This is a genomic window from Nocardioides sp. P86 (assembly GCF_023712465.1).
Classification (GTDB): domain Bacteria; phylum Actinomycetota; class Actinomycetes; order Propionibacteriales; family Nocardioidaceae; genus Nocardioides; species Nocardioides kribbensis.
Window position 1 is genome coordinate 511,379 of record NZ_JAMAYE010000001.1, and the last position, 17,927, is coordinate 529,305.

The window sequence follows — 17,927 nt, forward strand, 5'->3', positions numbered from 1 at the left end:
CGACGTGCCCGTAGTCGTCGACCCCGACCCCGCCGTCCTGGCCGCCCTGCTCCCGGCACTGCCCGCGGGCAGCCAGGCCCTCGACACCACCGACCGCATGGCGGCCTGGCTGGCCCAGCACCACGACGAGTACGTCGTCGTGCTCGGCCCCGACCTCAAGCTGGTCGACGCCCTCGACGTGTGCGAGCAGCTGCGCACCTCCCGCCCCACCGTCAGCGTGGTGCTCGTGCTCGGCGAGCTCGACACCACGATGCTCACCCAGGCCATGAAGGCCGGCGCGCGCGACGTGGTGCCCGAGGGCGACCTGGAGTCGCTCACCTCGGCCGTCGCCCGCGCCCACCAGCTCTTCGTCGCCCTGCGCGGCCCCGCCGGGGCCACGCAGGTGGGCAAGGTCGTCACCGTCTTCTCCCCCAAGGGCGGCGTCGGCAAGACGACCATGGCGGTCAACCTCGCCCTGGCGCTCAACGACGGCGGCGCTCGCCGCGTCTGCCTCGTCGACCTCGACCTCGCCTTCGGCGACGTGGCGATCACCATGCAGCTCTTCCCCAGCCACTCCCTCGAGCACGCCATCGGCTCCGAGGACAGCCTCGACCTCGCGCTGCTCGACGGGCTCCTCACCCGCCACCGCGACTCGCTCATGGTGCTCGCCGCACCGGCCCACCCAGACGTGCGCGAGCGGGTCACGCCGCTGCTGGTGGCCCGCATCCTGCGCACCCTGCGCGAGGGCTTCGACTACGTCGTCGTCGACACCGCGCCGTCCTTCGACGAGCAGGTCCTCACCGCCCTCGACGAGACCGACGAGTGCGTCGTCGTGGCCACCCTCGACGTGCCGACGCTGAAGAACGTCAAGGTCGCCCTGGAGACCCTCGAGATGCTCGACATCGCTCCGGGCCACCGCCACCTGCTGCTCAACCGCGCCGACGACGCCGTCGGCATCAGCGCCGAGAAGGTGGAGACCATCCTCGGCATGCCGGTCGCGGCGCGGATCGCGACCTCGATGGACATCGCCGCGGCCACCAACGCCGGCACACCGATCGTGGTCGGCTCCCCCGACCACCAGTCCAGCGCCGCGATCCTCGCCCTCGCCGCCGAGCTCGTCGGCGACGCCGACGACCGAGCCGCCGTCCCGGCCACCGCGTCGACGGGCGCCTCCGCCGAGCCCACCGCCGCGAAGGCCCGCTTCCGGATCAGGAGATGACGCGATGAGCACCCTCGCCGACCGTCTCGCCGCGGCCCGCCGCGCGTCCGGGTCACCCGCCGGATCCAGCACCACGACGTCCACCACGACCACCGAGGCCGCACCGGGGCGGACCGCCGAGGAGTCCGGCGCGCCGCAGCCGGCCCGCCACCGCGGCCCGGTCGGCGCGGTGACGCCCGAGGCCAGCGTGCAGGCGGCCGCCGCGGCCGCGGCGTCGTCCGCCACGGTCGGCTCGGCCCTCACCACCCGGCGACCCGCGCCCGCCGAGCAGCCCTCGGTGGGCGCCGCTGCCCGGCGTACGCTCGCCTCGCAGCAGGGCGACCGGATCGAGGAGCTCAAGAGCAACGTCCACGTCGAGCTGCTCAAGCAGCTGGGGCCCCACCTCTACGCCTCCGACATGGACCAGGACGAGCTCGACCAGCGCGTGCGCGCGGTGCTCGCCGAGGTGCTGGGGGCCCAGGACCGCCCGCTCAGCAGCAGCGACCGCGCCCGCGTCACCCAGGAGATCAGCGACGACATCCTGGGCTACGGACCCATCGAGCCCTACCTGCGCGACCCCGACGTCTCCGAGGTCATGGTCAACGGCCACGACTCGATCTGGCTGGAGAAGGGCGGCCGGCTGGTGCCGGCCACCGCCCAGTTCGCCGACGAGGACCACCTGCGCCGCACGATCGACAAGATCGTCTCCCGCATCGGCCGGCGCGTCGACGAGTCGAGCCCGATGGTCGACGCCCGTCTGCCCGACGGCAGCCGTGTCAACGCCGTCGTGCCGCCCCTGGCCGTCGACGGCTCGGCGCTGACCATCCGCAAGTTCGCCGCCGACCCGCTCACGGTCGACGACCTCATCCGCTTCGGCTCGCTGAGCCCGCACACCGCCGACTTCCTCGACGCTTGCGTGCGCGGTCGGCTCAACGTCATCGTCTCCGGCAGCACCGGCGCCGGCAAGACGACCACGCTCAACGTGCTGTCGTCCTTCATCCCCGACGACGAGCGCATCGTCACCATCGAGGACGCCGCCGAGCTCCAGCTCAAGCAGGACCACGTCGTGCGGCTGGAGTCGCGCCCGGCCAACATCGAGGGCAAGGGCGCGGTCACGATCCGCGACCTGGTCAAGAACAGCCTGCGCATGCGCCCCGACCGCATCATCGTCGGCGAGGTCCGCGACGCCTCCGCCCTCGACATGCTCCAGGCCATGAACACCGGCCACGACGGCTCGATCTGCACCCTGCACTCCAACGGACCGCGCGACACGCTGGCCCGCATGGAGACCATGGTGCTGATGGCCGGCATGGACCTGCCCGTGCGCGCCATCCGCGAGCAGGTCGCCTCGGCGGTGGACCTGATCGTGCACCAGACCCGCTTCAAGGACGGCACCCGCCGCATCACCCACATCACCGAGGTGGAGCGCATGGAGGGCGACGTCATCACGCTGCAGGACATCTTCGTCTTCGACAACGCCATGGGCTTCGACCACGACGGCCGCACCCTGGGTCGGATGCGTCCCACCGGGCTGCGCCCCAAGTTCCTCGACAAGATGGCCTACGCCAACGTCACCGTCGACCCGGTGCTCTTCGCGACGGACCGGATCTGATGCGCCCGCACTCCCCGATCGCGCCGTGCCCCACCGCGCCGCGGTCACGGAGACGGCGCCTGCTGCGGGGCGCGGCCCTGCTCGCCGTCGCGGCGACCCTGGGCCTGGGGGCCGCCGGCCCGTCGCTGGCCGCCGGCTCCGCCCCCGGTTCCCCTGGCGCGTCCGAGGCCACGATCTCGCACGTCGAGCCTCGCGACGACGGCGCCGAGGTGCTCGTCTCGGTGCCGCCCGACAGCGACGTGGACCTCGGTGGCGTCTCGGTGACCGTCGACGGCACCGCGGTCGAGGCCACCGCCCAGCCCGCGGGCAGCTCCGGCGCGGTGCGGCGCACGGCGGTGCTCGTGGTCGACACCAGCAACTCGATGGCCGGCGAGCGGTTCGCCGCGGCCCGGCAGGCCGCCCTCACCTTCCTCGACAGCGCACCCGACGACGTCCTGGTGGGGGTCGTCGCCTTCTCCGGAGAGGTCACCGCGGCGCTCGAGCCGACCCTCGACCGCGACGCCGCCCGCGAGGTCGTCGAGGGCCTGTCCCTCTCGCGCGACACCCTGCTCTACGACGGCGTCCTCGGCGGGGTCGCCATGGCCGGCGACGAGGGTCAGCGCAAGCTGCTCGTGCTCTCCGACGGCGCCGACACCTCCGACACCGACATCGACGACGTCGCCGCCGCCGTCGAGGACTCCGGCGTGCTGGTCGACGTCATCGCCCTCGAGCAGGACTCGGCCCAGCAGAAGGTGCTGCAGACCCTCTCGCGAGCCGGCCAGGGCCAGGTCGTCGCCGCCGACAGCGACGCGCTGCGCGCCGCCTTCGCCGAGGAGGCCGACGCCCTCGACCGCCAGGTGCTGGTCAGCCTCACCGCCCCGGCCGACCTCACCGCCACCGAGGCCGAGCTGCGGATCGCCCTGCCGACACCGCAGGGCGAGGTCGTCGCCGAGGCCTTCACCACCGTCAGCGCCGCCAGCGCGGCCGCGCCCGGGAGCGCCGGCCTCGACGCGTCCGTCGTCGAGGACAGCGGCTGGGTCGCCCCGGCCTGGACGATGTACGCCGGGGTCGGCGCCCTCGGCGTCGGCCTGGTCGGGCTCGTCGTCCTGCTGGTGCCGCGACCGGCCGCGCCGATGAGCGCCGCCGAGCGGGTCGAGTCCTACACCGCGAGCACCTCCGGCGGGTCCCGGCTGCCGGCGGTGACCAAGGTCGACCCCGACCAGGCGCTCCAGCAGGCCAAGGACGCCGCCGGCGAGGTGCTGCGCCGCAACAAGGGGCTGGAGGCCCGCATCGCCGTGCGCCTCGACGGGGCCGGCAGCGACCTCAAGGCCGCCGAGTGGTTGCTCGTGCACACCGGCGTCGTGCTCGCGGCCGGCCTGATGGGGCTGCTGCTCGGCCAGGGCAGCCTGGTCGTCGGCCTGCTCTTCCTCGCCCTGGGACTGCTCGGGCCCTGGATCTACCTCGGCGTCCGACGCTCACGGCGCCGCAAGGCCTTCAACAGCGCGCTCCCCGACACGCTGCAGCTCATGTCGGGCTCGCTGTCGGCGGGGCTCTCGCTGGCGCAGTCGGTCGACACCATCGTGCGCGAGGGCGTCGACCCGGTCGCCTCGGAGTTCCGCCGGGTGCTGGTCGAGGTGCGCCTCGGGGTGAGCCTGGAGGAGGCGCTCGAGAGCGTCGCCGAGCGCTTCGAGAGCAAGGACTTCGAGTGGGTCGTCATGGCCATCCGCATCCAGCGCCAGGTCGGCGGCAACCTCGCCGAGCTGCTCGACACCGTCGCCGGCACGATGCGCGAGCGGGAGTACATGCGGCGCCAGGTCGCCGCGCTCGCCGCCGAGGGCAAGCTCTCCGCGTGGGTGCTCGGGCTGCTCCCGCCGCTGTTCATGGTCTACCTCGTGCTCACCAACCGCGAGTACGTCGCTCCGATGTTCACCGAGCCCCTGGGCTGGTTGATGCTGGGTGGTGCCGGGCTCATCCTGGGTCTGGGCGTGTTCTGGATGAGCCGGCTGATCAAGGTGGAGGTGTGAGATGACCATGGTCTTCCTGCTGGGGATCGTGCTGGTGGCGGTCTCCCTCGTCCTCGTCGGTGCCGCCCTGCGCACCGACGCCGAGTCGGCCGGGGTCACCCGCTCCCTCGCCGTGCTCGAGGCCATGACCGACGCTCCGAAGGTCCTCACCGAGGAGATCGACCGGCCCTTCGCCGAGCGGGTCCTCGACCCGCTGCGGGTCCGCGCCCTCGTGGTCGGCCGCAGGATCACCGGCGCCGACGCCGCCGAGCGGATCCGGCGCAAGCTCGACCTCGCCGGCAACCCCGCCGGTCTCACCGTCGACAAGGTCGTGTCGGCCAAGGTGCTCGGTGCCGTCGCCGGGCTCGTGGTGGGCGTGCTGGTCGCGCTGCTGCTCGGCGCCTCGCTCGGCGTACTCCTCGGCGTGGGTCTGGGCGCCCTGGTGCTCGGCTTCCTCGGCCCGAACCTGTACCTCTACCAGAAGACCTACGACCGCTCCGCGCAGATCCTGCGCGAGCTGCCCGACGCCATCGACCTGATGACGATCAGCGTCGAGTCGGGCCTCGGCTTCGACGCCGCGCTCCAGCAGGTCGCCCGCAACACCGAGGGTCCGCTGGCCGACGAGTTCGCCCGCGTGCTCAAGGAGATGCAGATCGGCCAGGGTCGCTCGGCGGCCCTGCGCGGCCTGTCGGAGCGCACCGACGTCGACGATCTGCAATCCTTCGTCAGTGCCATGGTCCAGGCCGACTCGTTCGGCATCCCCGTCGCCCAGGTGCTGCGCGTGCAGTCCAGCGAGATGCGCGTGAAGCGCCGCCAGCGCGCGGAGGAGAAGGCCCAGCAGGTGCCGGTGAAGATCACGGTGCCGCTGATCTTCTGCATCCTGCCCTGCCTCTTCATCGCCGTCATGGGCCCGGCCGTCATCAGCATCATGGACAAGTTCTAGTGGGCCGCCCCCGGTGAAGGACCTCCAGCCGCTCTCCATCAGCGCCGCCGCACGGACCTTCGTGCTGGTGGCCCTGCTGGTCCCGGTGTCCCGTGGGCTGGAGCTGTCGGCGGCCTACGCCCTGGTCGCGGCCGGACTGACCTGGCTCCTGGCGAGCCTGGCCGAGCGGCGCAGCGCCGCGTCGGCGCTGCCGCTGTTGGTGCTCGAGGCGCTGGTGGTCGGCGTGGCCGCCGGCTACGGCCTGCCGGGCACGATCGCGATCCTCGGCACCCTCGCCGTGCCGCCCTTCGTCGCCGGGCTGAGCCGCGGACTGGTCGGCACCGCGGTGGCCCTGGGCGTCGAGCTGGCGGCCCTGCTGGTCGCGGTGCAGCTGCTGCACGGCGGCGCGAGCGGCGAGCAGGCCTTCAGCATCGTCACCTGGACCATCACCGGTCTCGGGCTCGGCCTCATCGCGACCTTCCTGCGCTCCTCCATCGCCCGCACCAACGACCCCCTCGAGCCCTACCGCTTCGCCCAGGAGCTGCTGCGCCAGCTCATCGACCTCAGCGGCGGCTTCAGCTCCGGCCTCGACCCCAACGCCCTGGGCGGGGCCATCCTCAGCGGGGTGCGCGACGAGATCCCGACCTCGACCCTGGTGCTCTACGTGCCCCGCGGCGACGGCCTCACGCCGCTGCTCACCCGCTCGCTCGAGGGCGAGGACCTCGGCGACAGCGAGCTGCGCGCCGAGCGCTCGTGGGCCGGGGCCGCGATCCTGGTGGAGGGCCGCTCCTTCGCCTTCCCGCTCTCCACCGGCGCGGGCGTCGCCGGCATCGTCGCCGGCACGCTCTCGGAGCGGCTCGACCCGGTGCCGCTCGACCTGCGCGACCGCCTGGTGGGCCTGGCCCGCGGGCTCGGCCCCAGCGCGGTGCACCTCGACACCGCCCTGCTCTTCGCCTCCTTCCGCGACGCCGCCACCGCCGACGAGCGCCGCCGGCTCTCCCGCGAGATGCACGACGGGGTGGCCCAGGAGATCGCCTCCCTGGGCTACGTCGTCGACGCCCTGGCCGCCCGGCCCGCCGACCCCCAGCAGGCCGAGCGGATCGAGATGCTGCGCGAGCGGATCAGCGCGATCGTCGCCGACGTGCGCCGCTCGGTCATCAACCTGCGCACCACGGTCGGCGAGAGCGAGAGCCTCGGCGCCGCGATCGGGGCCATCGCCCGCAACCTCAGCGAGGTCTCGGGCCTGGCCATCGAGGTCACCCTCGACGAGCACACCGGCCGGCTGCGCCCGGAGGTCGAGGCCGAGCTCTTCCGGATCACCCAGGAGGCCGTCAACAACGCGGTCAAGCACGCCCGCTGCACCACCGTGCGCGTGCACTGCCAGGTCCACCCGCCGCGCGCGTCGATCAGCGTGGTCGACGACGGCCGCGGCCTCGGCGAGCCGCGCACCGACTCCTTCGGCCTCGGCATCATGCGCGAGCGGGCCCGTCTGGTCGGGGCCGACCTCACCGTCGAGGACCTCCCCGGCGGCGGCGTCGGCGTGCGGGTGAGCCTCGGCGACCGGCTGGCGCCGCAGGACTCGTCCCAGCCCTCGGGCCCGGCGGCAGACAACGAGCCCGTGAGCACCACTACAGTGAGGGCATGACCGACCAGCCGATCCGTGTCCTGCTGGTGGACGACCACGAGCTCATCCGCACCGGACTCTCCGGCGTCTTCGAGCTCGAGGCCGACATGACCATCGCCGGGGTGGCCGCCACGGTCAGCGAGGCCATCGCCTCCTTCGACACCCTGGCGCCCGACGTGGTCGTCACCGACCTCCAGCTGCAGGACGGCACCGGCCTCGACGTCGTGCGCGCGGTGCGCAAGCAGAGCACCACCGTCGGGCTGGTCGTGCTGACCATGCACTCCGGCGACGACCAGATCTTCGCCGCCATGGAGGCCGGCGCCTCGGGCTTCGTCGGCAAGGACGCCCCGTCGGCCGAGGTCATCCGCGCCGCGCGGCACGCCAAGGTCTCCCCGCGGTCCTTCGTCTGCACCGGTCTGGTCGGGGCCATGATGCGCCGCACGGCCGCGGAGTCGACCCGGCTCACCGACCGCGAGCACGAGGTGCTGCTGCTGCTCGCCGACGGCCTGGGAGCCGCCGCCATCGGCGACAAGCTCTACCTCAGCGAGTCGACCGCCAAGTCCCACATCGCACGGATCTACCAGAAGCTCGGCGCCGCCAACCGCGCCCAGGCCCTCGTCACCGCCATGCGGATCGGCCTGCTGTCGAGCATCGCCCCGGGCGGACGCTCCTGAGGCTCCGCCGACCGGGCCATGGGCCCGCGGCGGGCGGTGCCGGGGGGTAGTCCGAAGGGACTACCCGGGTCGGAGCGGTGGGCCGATCCGGCAGCGGGTGATCCCTAGCAGGATCAGTGGTGTGAGGTCCCCCGACCTCGACGACAGATCCACGGACCACATGGGAGCCCCTAGACATGATCACCTACCTGAGCATCCTGCTCAACGCCCTCCGTACCGACCGCGACGACGAGCGCGGCGCGTCCGCTGTCGAGTACGGACTCCTCATCGCCGGCATCGCGGCCCTCGTTGTGCTCGTCGTGTTCGCCTTCGGCGGCACCATCAGCGGCATCTTCAGCGAGACCTGCACCGACATCACGGCCAACGGTGCGCCCGCCGGCACCGACTGCACGCCCTGACCTCATGCGCGCCACGTCAGAGACGGGCGCGTCAGCGGTTGAGTACGGCCTGCTGATTTCGGGCGTCGCTGCCCTCGCGGCCGCCGCGGCCTTCGCGTTCGGCGGCGGCGTCGACGGACTCTTCGGGGAGACCTGCGACACCGTGAGCGCCAGCACCGCCTCAGCAACCGACGGCTGCTGAGGCCGGCACCCCAGCACAGCACGACCCCGTCAGGGGAGGGACGAGCAGCCCCCGTCGACCACAGCGGTGGTCGACGGGGGCTGCTCCGCGTCCGGCGACGTCCCGTTGTCAGCCGGGGGCGTCGGCGAGGGCCCGCAGCTCGCGCCGCCAGTCCTGCGTGAGGCTCTCCACGCTGAGGCCCGAGACCCGCCTCAGGGTGGTGCCGAGGTCCTCGCCGCGGCTGGTGGCCTCGTAGAGCCGCACGAGCGCCTGCTGGCCTGCGCGCTCGGCGACGAATCGGCAGGCCAGCCAGGCGCTCTCGTAGGTCGCCCCGAGATGGGTCTGCGCGACGTCGAAGTCGGAGGTGCCGGGCAGGGCCGCGGGCAGGCCCTCGCGCCGCACCTGGGCGATGGCCTGTGCCGCGGTCGTGGCGAGGGGCAGGTCGACGTCGCGCAGGGCGACGTAGTCGGCGAAGCCCTCGACCAGCCAGAGCGGTGCCCGGCTGGTGGGGGCGTCGGTGACCGCGTGGGTAGCCTCGTGGCTCATCACCACCTGGGCGCCGGTCGGGCGCAGCCCCGACATCTCCTCGGGGTTGACGAAGACGTGCAGCGGGCCGCCCGGCTCGTCGCGGCCGTCGACGGGGGCGGTCACCGCGGCGACACCGGCGTAGGTGCCGGCGGGCACGTCGAGCAGCGCGTCGAGCTGGTCGGCGCCGGCGGGCACCTCAACCACCAGGCGGGGGCGGTCGGCGGGCACCACGCGCGCGACCACCGGCACGGCGCGGCGGGCCAGGGCGGCGTACTCGCGCAGCTCGGCGGCGTCGCCGGCGACCATCACCAGCGTGTCGGGGGTGCGGGCCACCCGCAGCGGCTCGGCGAGCCACAGCGGTGTGCGCAGGCCGCCTCCCCCGGCCGAGACGAGGGCGACGCGGTCGGGCTCGGCCCGCAGCGTGAACGCCACCTCGGTGCGCGCGGGCGCCGGGTCGAAGCCGCGCAGGCGCCAGGTCACCTCGACCGCAGCCGACCAGGTGCCGGCCGCGTCGACCGCGCTCGCCTGCTCGACGTAGCGCAGCGTCACGCCGGTGAGCCGCAGGGCGTCGGCGTTGTCGACCACGGCACGCAGGCGCTCCGCCGCGGCCGCGTCGTCACCGGGGGCCAGGGCGGCCGCCGCCGCGGCGTCGCCGCTCGCGATCGCCTGCTGCAGCCGCTGCAGCGCCGCGCTGGCCAGGCCGGGCTCGGCCTCCCCCGCCGCGGCCGGGTCGGGACCGGCCGGTGCGACGTAGGGCGAGTCGGCGACCCGCCACACCGCGAGCCCGGCGAGCACCAGCACGCACAGCGAAAGGCCGGCCACCCACGTGCGTGGGCGACCGGCCTTCGAGGTCGGGGCGTCGGTCAGGGCTCAGCCCGGGCGGACGGCGCCGACGTAGGGCATCGACATCACCGGGGCGGTGGTGACACCGCTGCCGGGGTTGGCGGCGTGCACGATCATGCCGTTGCCGATGTACATGCCCACGTGGCTGATCGGGCTGTAGTAGAAGACCAGGTCGCCGGGCTGGAGGTCGCTGGAGCTGACCTGCGGGCCGGAGGAGAACTGGGCGCTCGAGCTGTGCGGCAGGGAGACGCCCGCCTGGGCCCAGGCCATCATGGTGAGGCCCGAGCAGTCGAAGGCCGACGGACCGGCGGCGCCGTAGACGTAGGCGTCGCCGACCTGGGCGAGGGCGTACTGCACCGCGGCGGCGGCGCGGCCCGAGGCCGGCACGCTGGTCGGCGCGGGCGCGGCCGTGCGGGCCGAGCTGTCGCGCGAGACGACGGCCTCGCGAGCCTCGGTCTCGAGGCGGTCGAGCAGCGACTCGGCCTCGGCGAGCTTGTCGTCGATGGTCGCCTTCTCCTCGGCGAGCTGCTCCTTGGTCTCCGCGACGTCGGCGGCGCGCTGCGCGACGGCCTGCGCCCGGATGTCGAGGGCCTTCGTCTCGAGGGTGTAACTGTCGAAGAGCTCGTCCTGCACGGAGTCGAAGGACGACATCGTGGTCATCTGGGCCAGGAAGGCGCTGGGGTCGTCGGAGACGACGACCTGGCCGACGGCGGAGATGCTCTCGCCCTCGTACTGGCGCACGACGGAGTCGCGGACCTGCTCGCGCACGGCGTCGAGTCGGGCGTCCTGGCGGTCCTCGTCGGCGTTGAGCGCCGCCAGGTCCTTCTGCAGGTCGGCCAGCTCGATGCGGGCGTCGTTGAAGCGCTCCGAGGCCTGCTCGGCCTCGTGGTAGAGACGGTCGACGCGTGCCTCGACGTCGTCGATGTCGGGCTCGGCCTGGGCCGGCGAGGTGGGGATGAGCCCGATCGCACCCACGAGGGTGAGTCCGACGAGGGCGGTGCTGAGTCGTTTCCGGCCGTGCTGCACGAGCGGACGGTCTCCCTTGCTGTCGTACGCCTACCGGGTGAGCTGACGGATTCGGGCACGACTCGCCCTACGCCCGCTCCTCGCACCGGTGGGTGCGCCTCGCGGGAGATTCACCCCAGAAGAGTTGGTTCCCCGGCTCCGGCGCCGCCAGGCGGCGTCGGACTCAGCGTGGTGCCCGCGCGAACCGGATGGTCCACTGCCACGGGCACCTGAGCACGTGAGGCTAGTCGCCTCACCCCGGCGGACAAAACCCGCCCGCCGGATCGCCCCGGCGCGTCGGGCGCCTTCACGCAATCTTTACCCCCGTCAGCCCCTCGGGTCCCAGTGACCACAGGAGTCACATCCGGCGCGGGGGTCCGCGTCACGCGGACTCGGCGCCCGGGGTGTCGACCGCCCGCACCAGCCGCAGCGGCGGCACCAGGCCGCCGGCGGCGAGCGCCTCGAGCGCGGCCGCCTCGTCGTCGTCGAAGGTCAGCTCGGGCGGCGGCCCGAGCAGCACGGTGACCACGCAGTCGTGGCAGGCCAGGCCCCGGACCACGCAGCTGTCGCAGTCGATTCTCGTCGTCATGGGCGAGACGCTCGCAGGCGCCACCGACAGTCCTGCGCCGCACCGGGCGGGAGCGCGTGTCGCAGGGGCCGGGTCCGTGGGCCGGCGGGTCGGTGGGCGGTGGGTCGGCCCCGGCGTCGGCCCCGGTGTCAGACCCGGCCCAGCAGTCCCGCGAGGGCGTGGACGCCGACGACGCGTGCTCCCGAGCGGGTGACGTCGGCACGCAGGCTGCGGTCGTCGGTGACCACGAGCACCGTGCGGCCGGCGGGCTCGGCCGCCACGAGGTCGCGCAGCACGTCGTCGGCGATCACCCCGGGCGGGCTGAAGAGCACCTTGACCCCGCGGGGCGGGCTGACGGGGGGCCGGTGCTCGGAGTCGGCGGCGTCGAAGACCACCGTGGTCTCGGCCCCCGTGCGCGCGACCAGCGGCGCCAGGGCGGCCAGCAGCCGGATCCGCTGGGCCTCGAGCGACGAGCCGCCCCACACGCCCTTGCTGACGTTGTAGCCGTCGACGAGCAGCCGTCCGTGGGGCAGGGCGAGCAGCTGCTCGAGCACCGCCGGGCTCACGGTGTCGGCGACGCCTCCGGGGGCGCGGGGTCCGCGCTCCGCCGCCACCTCGGCCTCGACCCGGTCGGCCGGGCTGCCGCTCACCGGCGGCAGGGCCAGCTCGCGGCGCAGCCCCGCGGCGGCGTCGATGACCGAGTCGAGCAGCAGACGGGCGCGCAGGCTGACCTCGTCGCGCTCGCTGCGGGCCGCGCGGCGCTCGGTGCGGCCGGTCGCCTCGAGCCGCTCGACCTGCGCCTGCAGCCGTCGTACGCCGCTCCGCTCGGCCGCCAGTGCGTCCTCGGCGGCCCGGCGGGCCCGGGTCTGCTCGTCGAGCTCGCCTCGGAGCCCGTCGAGGACCGCGTCGTCGACCGCCTGGTCGCCGCGGCGCGCCTCGGCCAGCCGGCGCCGCAGGCCCGCCACCTCGGCCTTGTAGTCCTCGACCTGCTGGCGGTGCAGGGCGCGTTGCTCGCGCAGGGCCTGCTCGGCCGCCTCCGCGCGGCGTCGCCACCGCGACTCCTGCTCGGCCTCCTGCTGTGCGGCCCGGGCCGCGGTCAGGTCGACCGCGGCGGCGACCGGCTCCTGCCAGCCCTCGGGGCGCACCAGCCAGGCCAGCGCGGCCGCCTCGACCGGGTCGTCCAGGCCCGCCAGGTCGGCGAGGGCCGACGACCGGCGCGCGGCGACCTGCACCGCCACCCGCTCGCGCAGGCGCTGGTCTACCAGCGCTGCGGTGAGGGCGGTCGCACCGAGGCGCGCGCGCCGGGACGGCGTGAAGGCCGCGACCCGTCGCAGCGACGGCGGCAGCGCGGCCACGTCGGGCAGCACCTCGGCGCTCAGCGCCACCACCCGGGCGCGCACCGGCTCGGGGAGGTCCCCGAGGTCGGAGGGGGCGGCCGGGTCGGACATGGAGGGGCACCTCGCGGGGAAGTCGGGCGGGTCGGGACGGGCGAGTCGGGCGGGTTGGGGCGGGGCGGGCGGCTCGGGGCGGGCACCGCGCGGTGGGCCCACGGCCCCCGGAGCACGACCCGGGGCACGACCCGGACCGCGCCCCTGCGGACCGCCAGCCTATGCCGCGCGTCGCCACCGGACTGTCGGTGCGCCGCTCTAGCGTCGCCCACCATGAGCAGCAGCACGCGAGAGGCGCCCTCGCCCTGGGAGGCCCAGCGCAGCTTCGACGAGCTCGGGCGCCCCCTGCGCGACCTGACCTTCTGCGTGGTCGACCTCGAGACCACCGGGGGCTCGGCCGCGGGTGGCTCGATGATCACCGAGATCGGCGCGGTCAAGGTCCGTGGCGGCGAGGTCCTCGGCGAGTTCCAGACCCTGGTCGACCCCCGCGGCGAGATCCCGCCGTTCATCGCCGTGCTCACCGGCATCACCAACGGCATGGTCGCGGGCGCACCGCCGATCGAGTCGGCGCTCCCGGCCTTCCTGGAGTTCGCCGCGGGCTGCGTGCTCGTCGCCCACAACGCGCCCTTCGACGTCGGCTTCCTCAAGCACTTCGCCGAGCAGCAGCAGCGGCCGTGGCCGCGCTTCGAGGTGCTCGACACCGCGCGGCTGGCCCGCCGCGTCATCACCCGCGACGACGCTCCCAACTGCAAGCTCTCCTCGCTGGCGGCCCTCTTCGGCGCCACCACGACCCCCAACCACCGCGCCCTGTCCGACGCCCGCGCCACCGTCGACGTGCTACACGGCCTCATGGAGCGGCTGGGGGGCCTCGGCGTGCACACCCTGGAGGAGCTGCAGACCTTCTCGGCGCGGGTGAGCACCGCCCAGCGCAAGAAGCGCCACCTCGCCGAGGGCCTCCCCCACGCCCCGGGGGTCTACCTCTTCCGCGACGACCGCTCCCGGGTGCTCTACGTCGGCACCTCGCAGGACCTGCGCACCCGCGTCCGGTCCTACTTCACGGCCTCCGAGACCCGCTCCCGCATGGGCGAGATGGTCGGGCTGGCCGCCACGGTCACCGGCATCGAGTGCGCGACGCCGCTGGAGGCCCAGGTGCGCGAGCTGCGGCTCATCGCCGAGCACGAGCCGCGCTACAACCGCCGCTCGCGCAACTCGCGCAAGGTGCACTTCGTCAAGCTCACCCGCGAGACCTGGCCGCGGCTGTCGCTGGTGACCCGGGTGCTCGACGACGACGCCGACTACCTCGGCCCCTTCGGCTCGCGCCGCGCCGCCGACAAGGCCCTGGCCGCGCTGCACGACACCTTCCCCGTGCGCCAGTGCTCGGGCCGCCTGCCACGGCGCCCCTCCCGCAGCGCCTGCGTGCTGGCCGAGATGGGGCGCTGCCTCTCCCCCTGCGACGGCAGCGTCGACCAGCAGACCTACGCCGCGATGGTGCGCCGGCTCAGCGACACCCTGCTGCGCCGCCCCGACGAGGTCGTGGAGTCGATCAACCGCCGCATGGAGGCGCTGGCCTCCGACGACCGGTTCGAGGAGGCAGGGGTGCACCGCGACCGCCTGGCCGCCTTCGTGCGCGCCGCGTCACGCACCCAGCGCCTCTCCGCGCTCAGCGGCTGCCCCGAGCTGGTGGCCTGCCGCCGCGAGGACGACGGCCGCTGGGCGGTGCACGTCGTGCGCCGCGGGCGCCTGGCCGCCGCCGGGGTGATCCCCACCGGCGCCGACGCCCACCAGTACGTCGCGGAGCTGCGGGCGAGCGCCGAGACCGTGGCCCCCGCGCCGGGGCCGGTGCCCGCGGCCACCGCCGAGGAGAGCGAGAAGATCCTGCGGTGGCTGGAGTCCCCCGGCGTGCGCCTGGTCGACGTCGAGGGCGAGTGGGTCTGTCCGGTGGCCGGGGCCACCCGCCACCTGGCCGTCCACGACGCGGTCGCCGAGTCGCGCCGCACCCTCGTGCCCTTCGAGGACCGCCGCGACCTCACACCCGTGCACCGCCCGGCGCGCTGAGCCCACCGCCGGCCCACGGCCCCGCCCAGCGCGCTGAGCCCATCACCGGCCCCCGGCCCCGCCCGCCCCGGCGCCCCGACCCCGGCGCCCCGGCCCGGGTCCGGGTCCGGTCGCGCGGGCTCGCGGCCCGCCGGGTCTAGGCTGGCCCGCATGCTGACTGCGATCGTCTTCGTCAAGGCCGACGTGGCCCGGATCCCCGAGGTCGCCGAGGGCATCGCCGCCCTCGAGGGCGTCTCGGAGGTCTACTCCGTCACCGGTCAGATCGACCTGATCGCGCTCATCCGGGTGCGCCACCACGACGAGGTCGCCGCCGTGGTGGCCGACCGGCTCAACAAGGTCCCGGGCGTGCAGTCCACTGAGACCCACATCGCCTTCCGCGCCTACTCCCGCCACGACCTGGAGTCGGCGTTCTCCCTCGGCCTCGACTGAGCCGCCGGCGGACCCCTCAGGCGGAGGCGGCCACCCAGCGGGCGAGCAGGTCCTGGGCGGCCCCGGTGTCGACGGCCTCGGCGGCACGCGCGATGCCGGCGGCCAGGGCCTCGTCGACGGGCTCCCCCGGCGCTGCGTGCACCGCGAGGGCGGCGCCGGCGTTGAGCAGCACGGCGTCGCGCACCGGCCCGCGCTCACCGGCGAGCAGCCGCCGCACCACCTCGGCGTTGTAGGCGGGATCGCCCCCGGCGAGGTCGGCGGTCGTCGCCGCCGCGAGGCCGTGGGCCCGCGGGTCGACCGAGGTGCGGGTGACCTCCCCGGCGTGCACGACCCACAGCGAGGACGTGGTGGTGGTGGTGAGCTCGTCGAGGCCGTCGTCTCCGCGGAACACCCAGGCGTCGACCCCGCGGGCGGCGAACACACCGGCCATGACCGGCGCGACGGCGGCGTCGGCGCACCCGACGGCCTGGGCCGCGGGGCGCGTGGGGTTGGTGAGGGGGCCGAGGAAGTTGAAGGTGGTGCCGACCCCCAGCTCGCGACGGGCCACGGCGGCGTGACGCATGGCCGGGTGGAAGGCGGCCGAGAAGCAGAAGGTGATGCCGACGCTGCCGGCCAGCTCCGCCACCCGAGCCGCGGAGAGGTCGAGGCGCACCCCGAGCGCCTCCAGCACGTCGGCGGAGCCGGACTTGGAGGAGGCCGAGCGGTTGCCGTGCTTGACCACGCGGGCGCCGGCGCCCGCGGCGACGATCGCCGACATCGTGGAGATGTTGACCGACATCGAGCGGTCGCCGCCGGTGCCGACGATGTCGAGCAGGCGACCCTCGACCGAGATGGGGGTGGCGCGCGCGCTCATCGCCTCGACGAGGCCGAGCATCTCCTCGATCGTCTCGCCCTTGGCGCGCAGCGCCACGGCGAAGCCCGCGATCTGCACCGGCGTGGCGTTGCCCTCGAGGATCTCCGCCATCGCCCAGACGGTCTGCTCCGCGCTCAGGTCGCGGCGCGCGACGAGGTCGCCGAGGACGTCGGGCCAGGTGACCACGGCGCTCAGGTCGCCGCGGGCGCGCGGTCGCGCAGCAGCGTGACGACGGTCTCGGCGAGCTGGAGGGGGTCGATGGGGTGGGGCACGGCCGCCTCGGCCCGTGACCAGGTGGCCAGCCACGCGTCCTGCGGGCGACCGGTGAGCACGATCACGGGCGGGCAGTGGTAGATCTCGTCCTTGAGCTGCTTCGCGATGCCCATGCCGCCGGCGGGCACGGCCTCGCCGTCGAGCACCGCGAGGTCGATCAGCCCGGAGTCCATGTGCTGCACGACGACCGGCTCGGTGGCGACCTCGACGTACTCCAGCTCGGGGAGGTCGGGGTGGGGGCGCCGGCCGAGGGCCAGGATCACCTGCTGGCGCGTGTGCACGTCGTCGCTGTAGACGAGCACCTTCAGGGCGGTCTTCGGGCTGGTCACGGGCGCGATGCTACCTCTCGGGATCGCGGCCGGGCGGCGGGGTCGCGGCGCTCCCCGCGCCGGCGACGGCCGCCGAGCGGGCCTCGCGCGCCTCCATCAGGTCGAGGCGACGGTCCTCGCGCGTGGCCTCCTTCATCGACGAGCGCACCCACTGGGTGAAGAGCACGCCGAAGAAGACCAGGGCGATGAGGTCGCCGGTGCCCCACAGGATCCCGCCCGCGAGGTGCTGGTCGTCCATCGGGTCGGGGAGCCAGGCTCCCATCGGTCCCTCGGAGAGCCGGGGGTACCAGTCGCCGCCGAGCAGGGTCTCCTGGCCCATGATCGTGACCCCCAGGAAGGCGTGGAACGGCAGCGTCAGCACCGTGAGCAGCACCCGGAAGGGGTAGCCCACCCGTCCCGGCACGGGGTCGATGCCCATGAGGGGCCAGAAGAAGAGGGCGCCGACCATCACCAGGTGCACGTGCATCATCTCGTGGACCCACACCGACTCCAGCGAGGCGCGGTACCACCCGGAGAAGTAGAGCGCCCACGGCGAGACGATGTAGAGGGTGAAGGTGAGCGGGGGGAAGGACAGCACCCGCCCGACCCGCGAGTGGAGCACGGCCAGGAGCCAGCGGCGGGGGGTCGCGGGGAGCGTGCGCAGCGCGAGCGTGACCGGCGCCCCCAGGGCGAGCGCCAGCGGCACGAGCATCGACAGCGCCATGTGCTGCACCATGTGCACGCTCAGCAGCGTGGTGTCGTAGGCCGCCAGCCCCGAGGCCGTCGCGACGTAGAAGGTGCCCATGCCGAGCACCACGAAGGAGACGGTCCGGCCGACCGGCCAGTGGTCCCCCCGGCGGTGCATCGCGCGCACGCCGAGCAGGTAGAGCCCGACGACCCACACGGTGCCGATCGTGGGCACCGGGGCCAGCGACCACTGGCTGAAGAAGGCGCCGAGGTCGAAGGGCGGGAGGGTCAGGTCGGAGGTCCAGGCCGTGCCCGCGGAGACCGCCGGAAGACCTCCGGTGGAGGCGGGCAGGAGCGACGACAGCGCGGCAGGATCCACGCGCTCCACGATAGGACGACTCTCATGAGGGGGTCGGGGTGGCCTCAGCCCGGGCTCAGGAC

Annotated in this window: 17 protein-coding genes and 1 riboswitch; of the genes, 10 read left to right on the plus strand and 7 right to left on the minus strand. The window is 74.4% G+C overall.

Features of this window, described 5'->3' with window-relative positions; translation table 11 throughout:
- The first annotated feature begins 4 nt into the window (after positions 1–4).
- From M3673_RS02370 to M3673_RS02405, 8 genes are all read left to right on the plus strand, one after another.
- Entirely contained in the window at positions 5–1,198 is a 1,194-nt protein-coding gene (locus M3673_RS02370) for an AAA family ATPase (RefSeq protein ID WP_251531246.1), read from the plus strand.
- Positions 1,199–1,202: 4 nt separating this feature from the next.
- Entirely contained in the window at positions 1,203–2,789 is a 1,587-nt protein-coding gene (locus tag M3673_RS02375; protein WP_251531248.1) for a CpaF family protein, read from the plus strand.
- The gene (locus M3673_RS02380; RefSeq protein ID WP_251531250.1) at positions 2,789–4,792 is read left to right on the plus strand and encodes a type II secretion system F family protein; all 2,004 of its coding nucleotides are present in this window, start codon (positions 2,789–2,791) and stop codon (positions 4,790–4,792) included. Before M3673_RS02375 ends, M3673_RS02380 begins: the two co-directional genes overlap by 1 nt.
- 1 nt (position 4,793) lies before the next feature.
- The gene (locus M3673_RS02385) at positions 4,794–5,714 is read left to right on the plus strand and encodes a type II secretion system F family protein (protein ID WP_251531252.1); all 921 of its coding nucleotides are present in this window, start codon (positions 4,794–4,796) and stop codon (positions 5,712–5,714) included.
- Between the two features lie 13 nt (positions 5,715–5,727).
- Entirely contained in the window at positions 5,728–7,338 is a 1,611-nt protein-coding gene (locus tag M3673_RS02390; RefSeq protein WP_251531254.1) for a sensor histidine kinase, read from the plus strand.
- Complete coding sequence (locus M3673_RS02395) at positions 7,335–7,991, plus strand: response regulator transcription factor (protein WP_056862464.1); 657 nt, start codon at positions 7,335–7,337, stop codon at positions 7,989–7,991. Before M3673_RS02390 ends, M3673_RS02395 begins: the two co-directional genes overlap by 4 nt.
- A 176-nt stretch (positions 7,992–8,167) precedes the next feature.
- Positions 8,168–8,389: a Flp family type IVb pilin gene (locus M3673_RS02400; protein ID WP_251531256.1), complete on the plus strand. Its 222-nt coding sequence runs from the start codon at positions 8,168–8,170 to the stop codon at positions 8,387–8,389.
- Positions 8,390–8,393: 4 nt separating this feature from the next.
- Positions 8,394–8,570 (plus strand): Flp family type IVb pilin, encoded by a 177-nt coding sequence (locus M3673_RS02405; RefSeq protein WP_251531259.1) that lies wholly within the window; start codon positions 8,394–8,396, stop codon positions 8,568–8,570.
- Positions 8,571–8,678: 108 nt separating this feature from the next.
- Here the strand turns inward: M3673_RS02405 and M3673_RS02410 are convergent, their stop codons facing one another.
- The 4 genes from M3673_RS02410 to M3673_RS02425 all read right to left on the minus strand — a co-directional run bounded on the left by M3673_RS02410 (position 8,679) and on the right by M3673_RS02425 (position 12,941).
- Entirely contained in the window at positions 8,679–9,899 is a 1,221-nt protein-coding gene (locus M3673_RS02410; RefSeq protein WP_251531261.1) for a basic secretory family protein, read from the minus strand.
- A gap of 48 nt (positions 9,900–9,947) precedes the next feature.
- A complete protein-coding gene (locus M3673_RS19520; RefSeq protein ID WP_056904554.1) occupies positions 9,948–10,946 on the minus strand; it encodes a C40 family peptidase in 999 nt (332 codons plus the stop codon).
- Between the two features lie 12 nt (positions 10,947–10,958).
- Positions 10,959–11,125: riboswitch (cyclic di-AMP (ydaO/yuaA leader) on the minus strand.
- A 182-nt stretch (positions 11,126–11,307) separates the two neighbouring features.
- Positions 11,308–11,514 (minus strand): hypothetical protein, encoded by a 207-nt coding sequence (locus M3673_RS02420; protein ID WP_193664864.1) that lies wholly within the window; start codon positions 11,512–11,514, stop codon positions 11,308–11,310.
- A gap of 128 nt (positions 11,515–11,642) precedes the next feature.
- Positions 11,643–12,941, minus strand: a complete 1,299-nt coding sequence (locus M3673_RS02425; RefSeq protein WP_251531262.1) for an NYN domain-containing protein — start codon at positions 12,939–12,941, stop codon at positions 11,643–11,645.
- A gap of 213 nt (positions 12,942–13,154) precedes the next feature.
- Between M3673_RS02425 and M3673_RS02430 the strand changes: the two genes are divergently transcribed.
- Positions 13,155–14,936: a DEDD exonuclease domain-containing protein gene (locus M3673_RS02430; RefSeq protein ID WP_251531264.1), complete on the plus strand. Its 1,782-nt coding sequence runs from the start codon at positions 13,155–13,157 to the stop codon at positions 14,934–14,936.
- A gap of 150 nt (positions 14,937–15,086) precedes the next feature.
- Complete coding sequence (locus tag M3673_RS02435) at positions 15,087–15,365, plus strand: Lrp/AsnC family transcriptional regulator (protein WP_056862456.1); 279 nt, start codon at positions 15,087–15,089, stop codon at positions 15,363–15,365.
- Positions 15,366–15,381: 16 nt separating this feature from the next.
- Here the strand turns inward: M3673_RS02435 and trpD are convergent, their stop codons facing one another.
- From trpD to M3673_RS02450, 3 genes are read right to left on the minus strand one after another with little or no spacing between them, the layout of a single operon-like run.
- Positions 15,382–16,404, minus strand: a complete 1,023-nt coding sequence (gene trpD, locus M3673_RS02440) for an anthranilate phosphoribosyltransferase (RefSeq protein ID WP_251531266.1) — start codon at positions 16,402–16,404, stop codon at positions 15,382–15,384.
- Between the two features lie 5 nt (positions 16,405–16,409).
- A complete protein-coding gene (locus M3673_RS02445) occupies positions 16,410–16,820 on the minus strand; it encodes a response regulator transcription factor (RefSeq protein WP_056862454.1) in 411 nt (136 codons plus the stop codon).
- Between the two features lie 10 nt (positions 16,821–16,830).
- Positions 16,831–17,865, minus strand: coding sequence for a cytochrome c oxidase assembly protein (locus M3673_RS02450; protein WP_228942163.1), 1,035 nt, complete (start codon positions 17,863–17,865; stop codon positions 16,831–16,833).
- Positions 17,866–17,927: the final 62 nt, after the last annotated feature.

Coding starts and splice junctions, on each gene's coding strand:
- M3673_RS02375 (WP_251531248.1), top strand. CDS start 1,203: ATGAGCACCCTCGCCGACCGTCTCGCCGCGGCCCGCCGCGCGTCCGGG.
- M3673_RS02380 (WP_251531250.1), top strand. CDS start 2,789: ATGCGCCCGCACTCCCCGATCGCGCCGTGCCCCACCGCGCCGCGGTCA.
- M3673_RS02385 (WP_251531252.1), top strand. CDS start 4,794: ATGACCATGGTCTTCCTGCTGGGGATCGTGCTGGTGGCGGTCTCCCTC.
- M3673_RS02395 (WP_056862464.1), top strand. CDS start 7,335: ATGACCGACCAGCCGATCCGTGTCCTGCTGGTGGACGACCACGAGCTC.
- M3673_RS02400 (WP_251531256.1), top strand. CDS start 8,168: ATGATCACCTACCTGAGCATCCTGCTCAACGCCCTCCGTACCGACCGC.
- M3673_RS02405 (WP_251531259.1), top strand. CDS start 8,394: ATGCGCGCCACGTCAGAGACGGGCGCGTCAGCGGTTGAGTACGGCCTG.
- M3673_RS02420 (WP_193664864.1), bottom strand. CDS start 11,514: ATGACGACGAGAATCGACTGCGACAGCTGCGTGGTCCGGGGCCTGGCC.
- M3673_RS02425 (WP_251531262.1), bottom strand. CDS start 12,941: ATGTCCGACCCGGCCGCCCCCTCCGACCTCGGGGACCTCCCCGAGCCG.
- M3673_RS02430 (WP_251531264.1), top strand. CDS start 13,155: ATGAGCAGCAGCACGCGAGAGGCGCCCTCGCCCTGGGAGGCCCAGCGC.
- M3673_RS02435 (WP_056862456.1), top strand. CDS start 15,087: ATGCTGACTGCGATCGTCTTCGTCAAGGCCGACGTGGCCCGGATCCCC.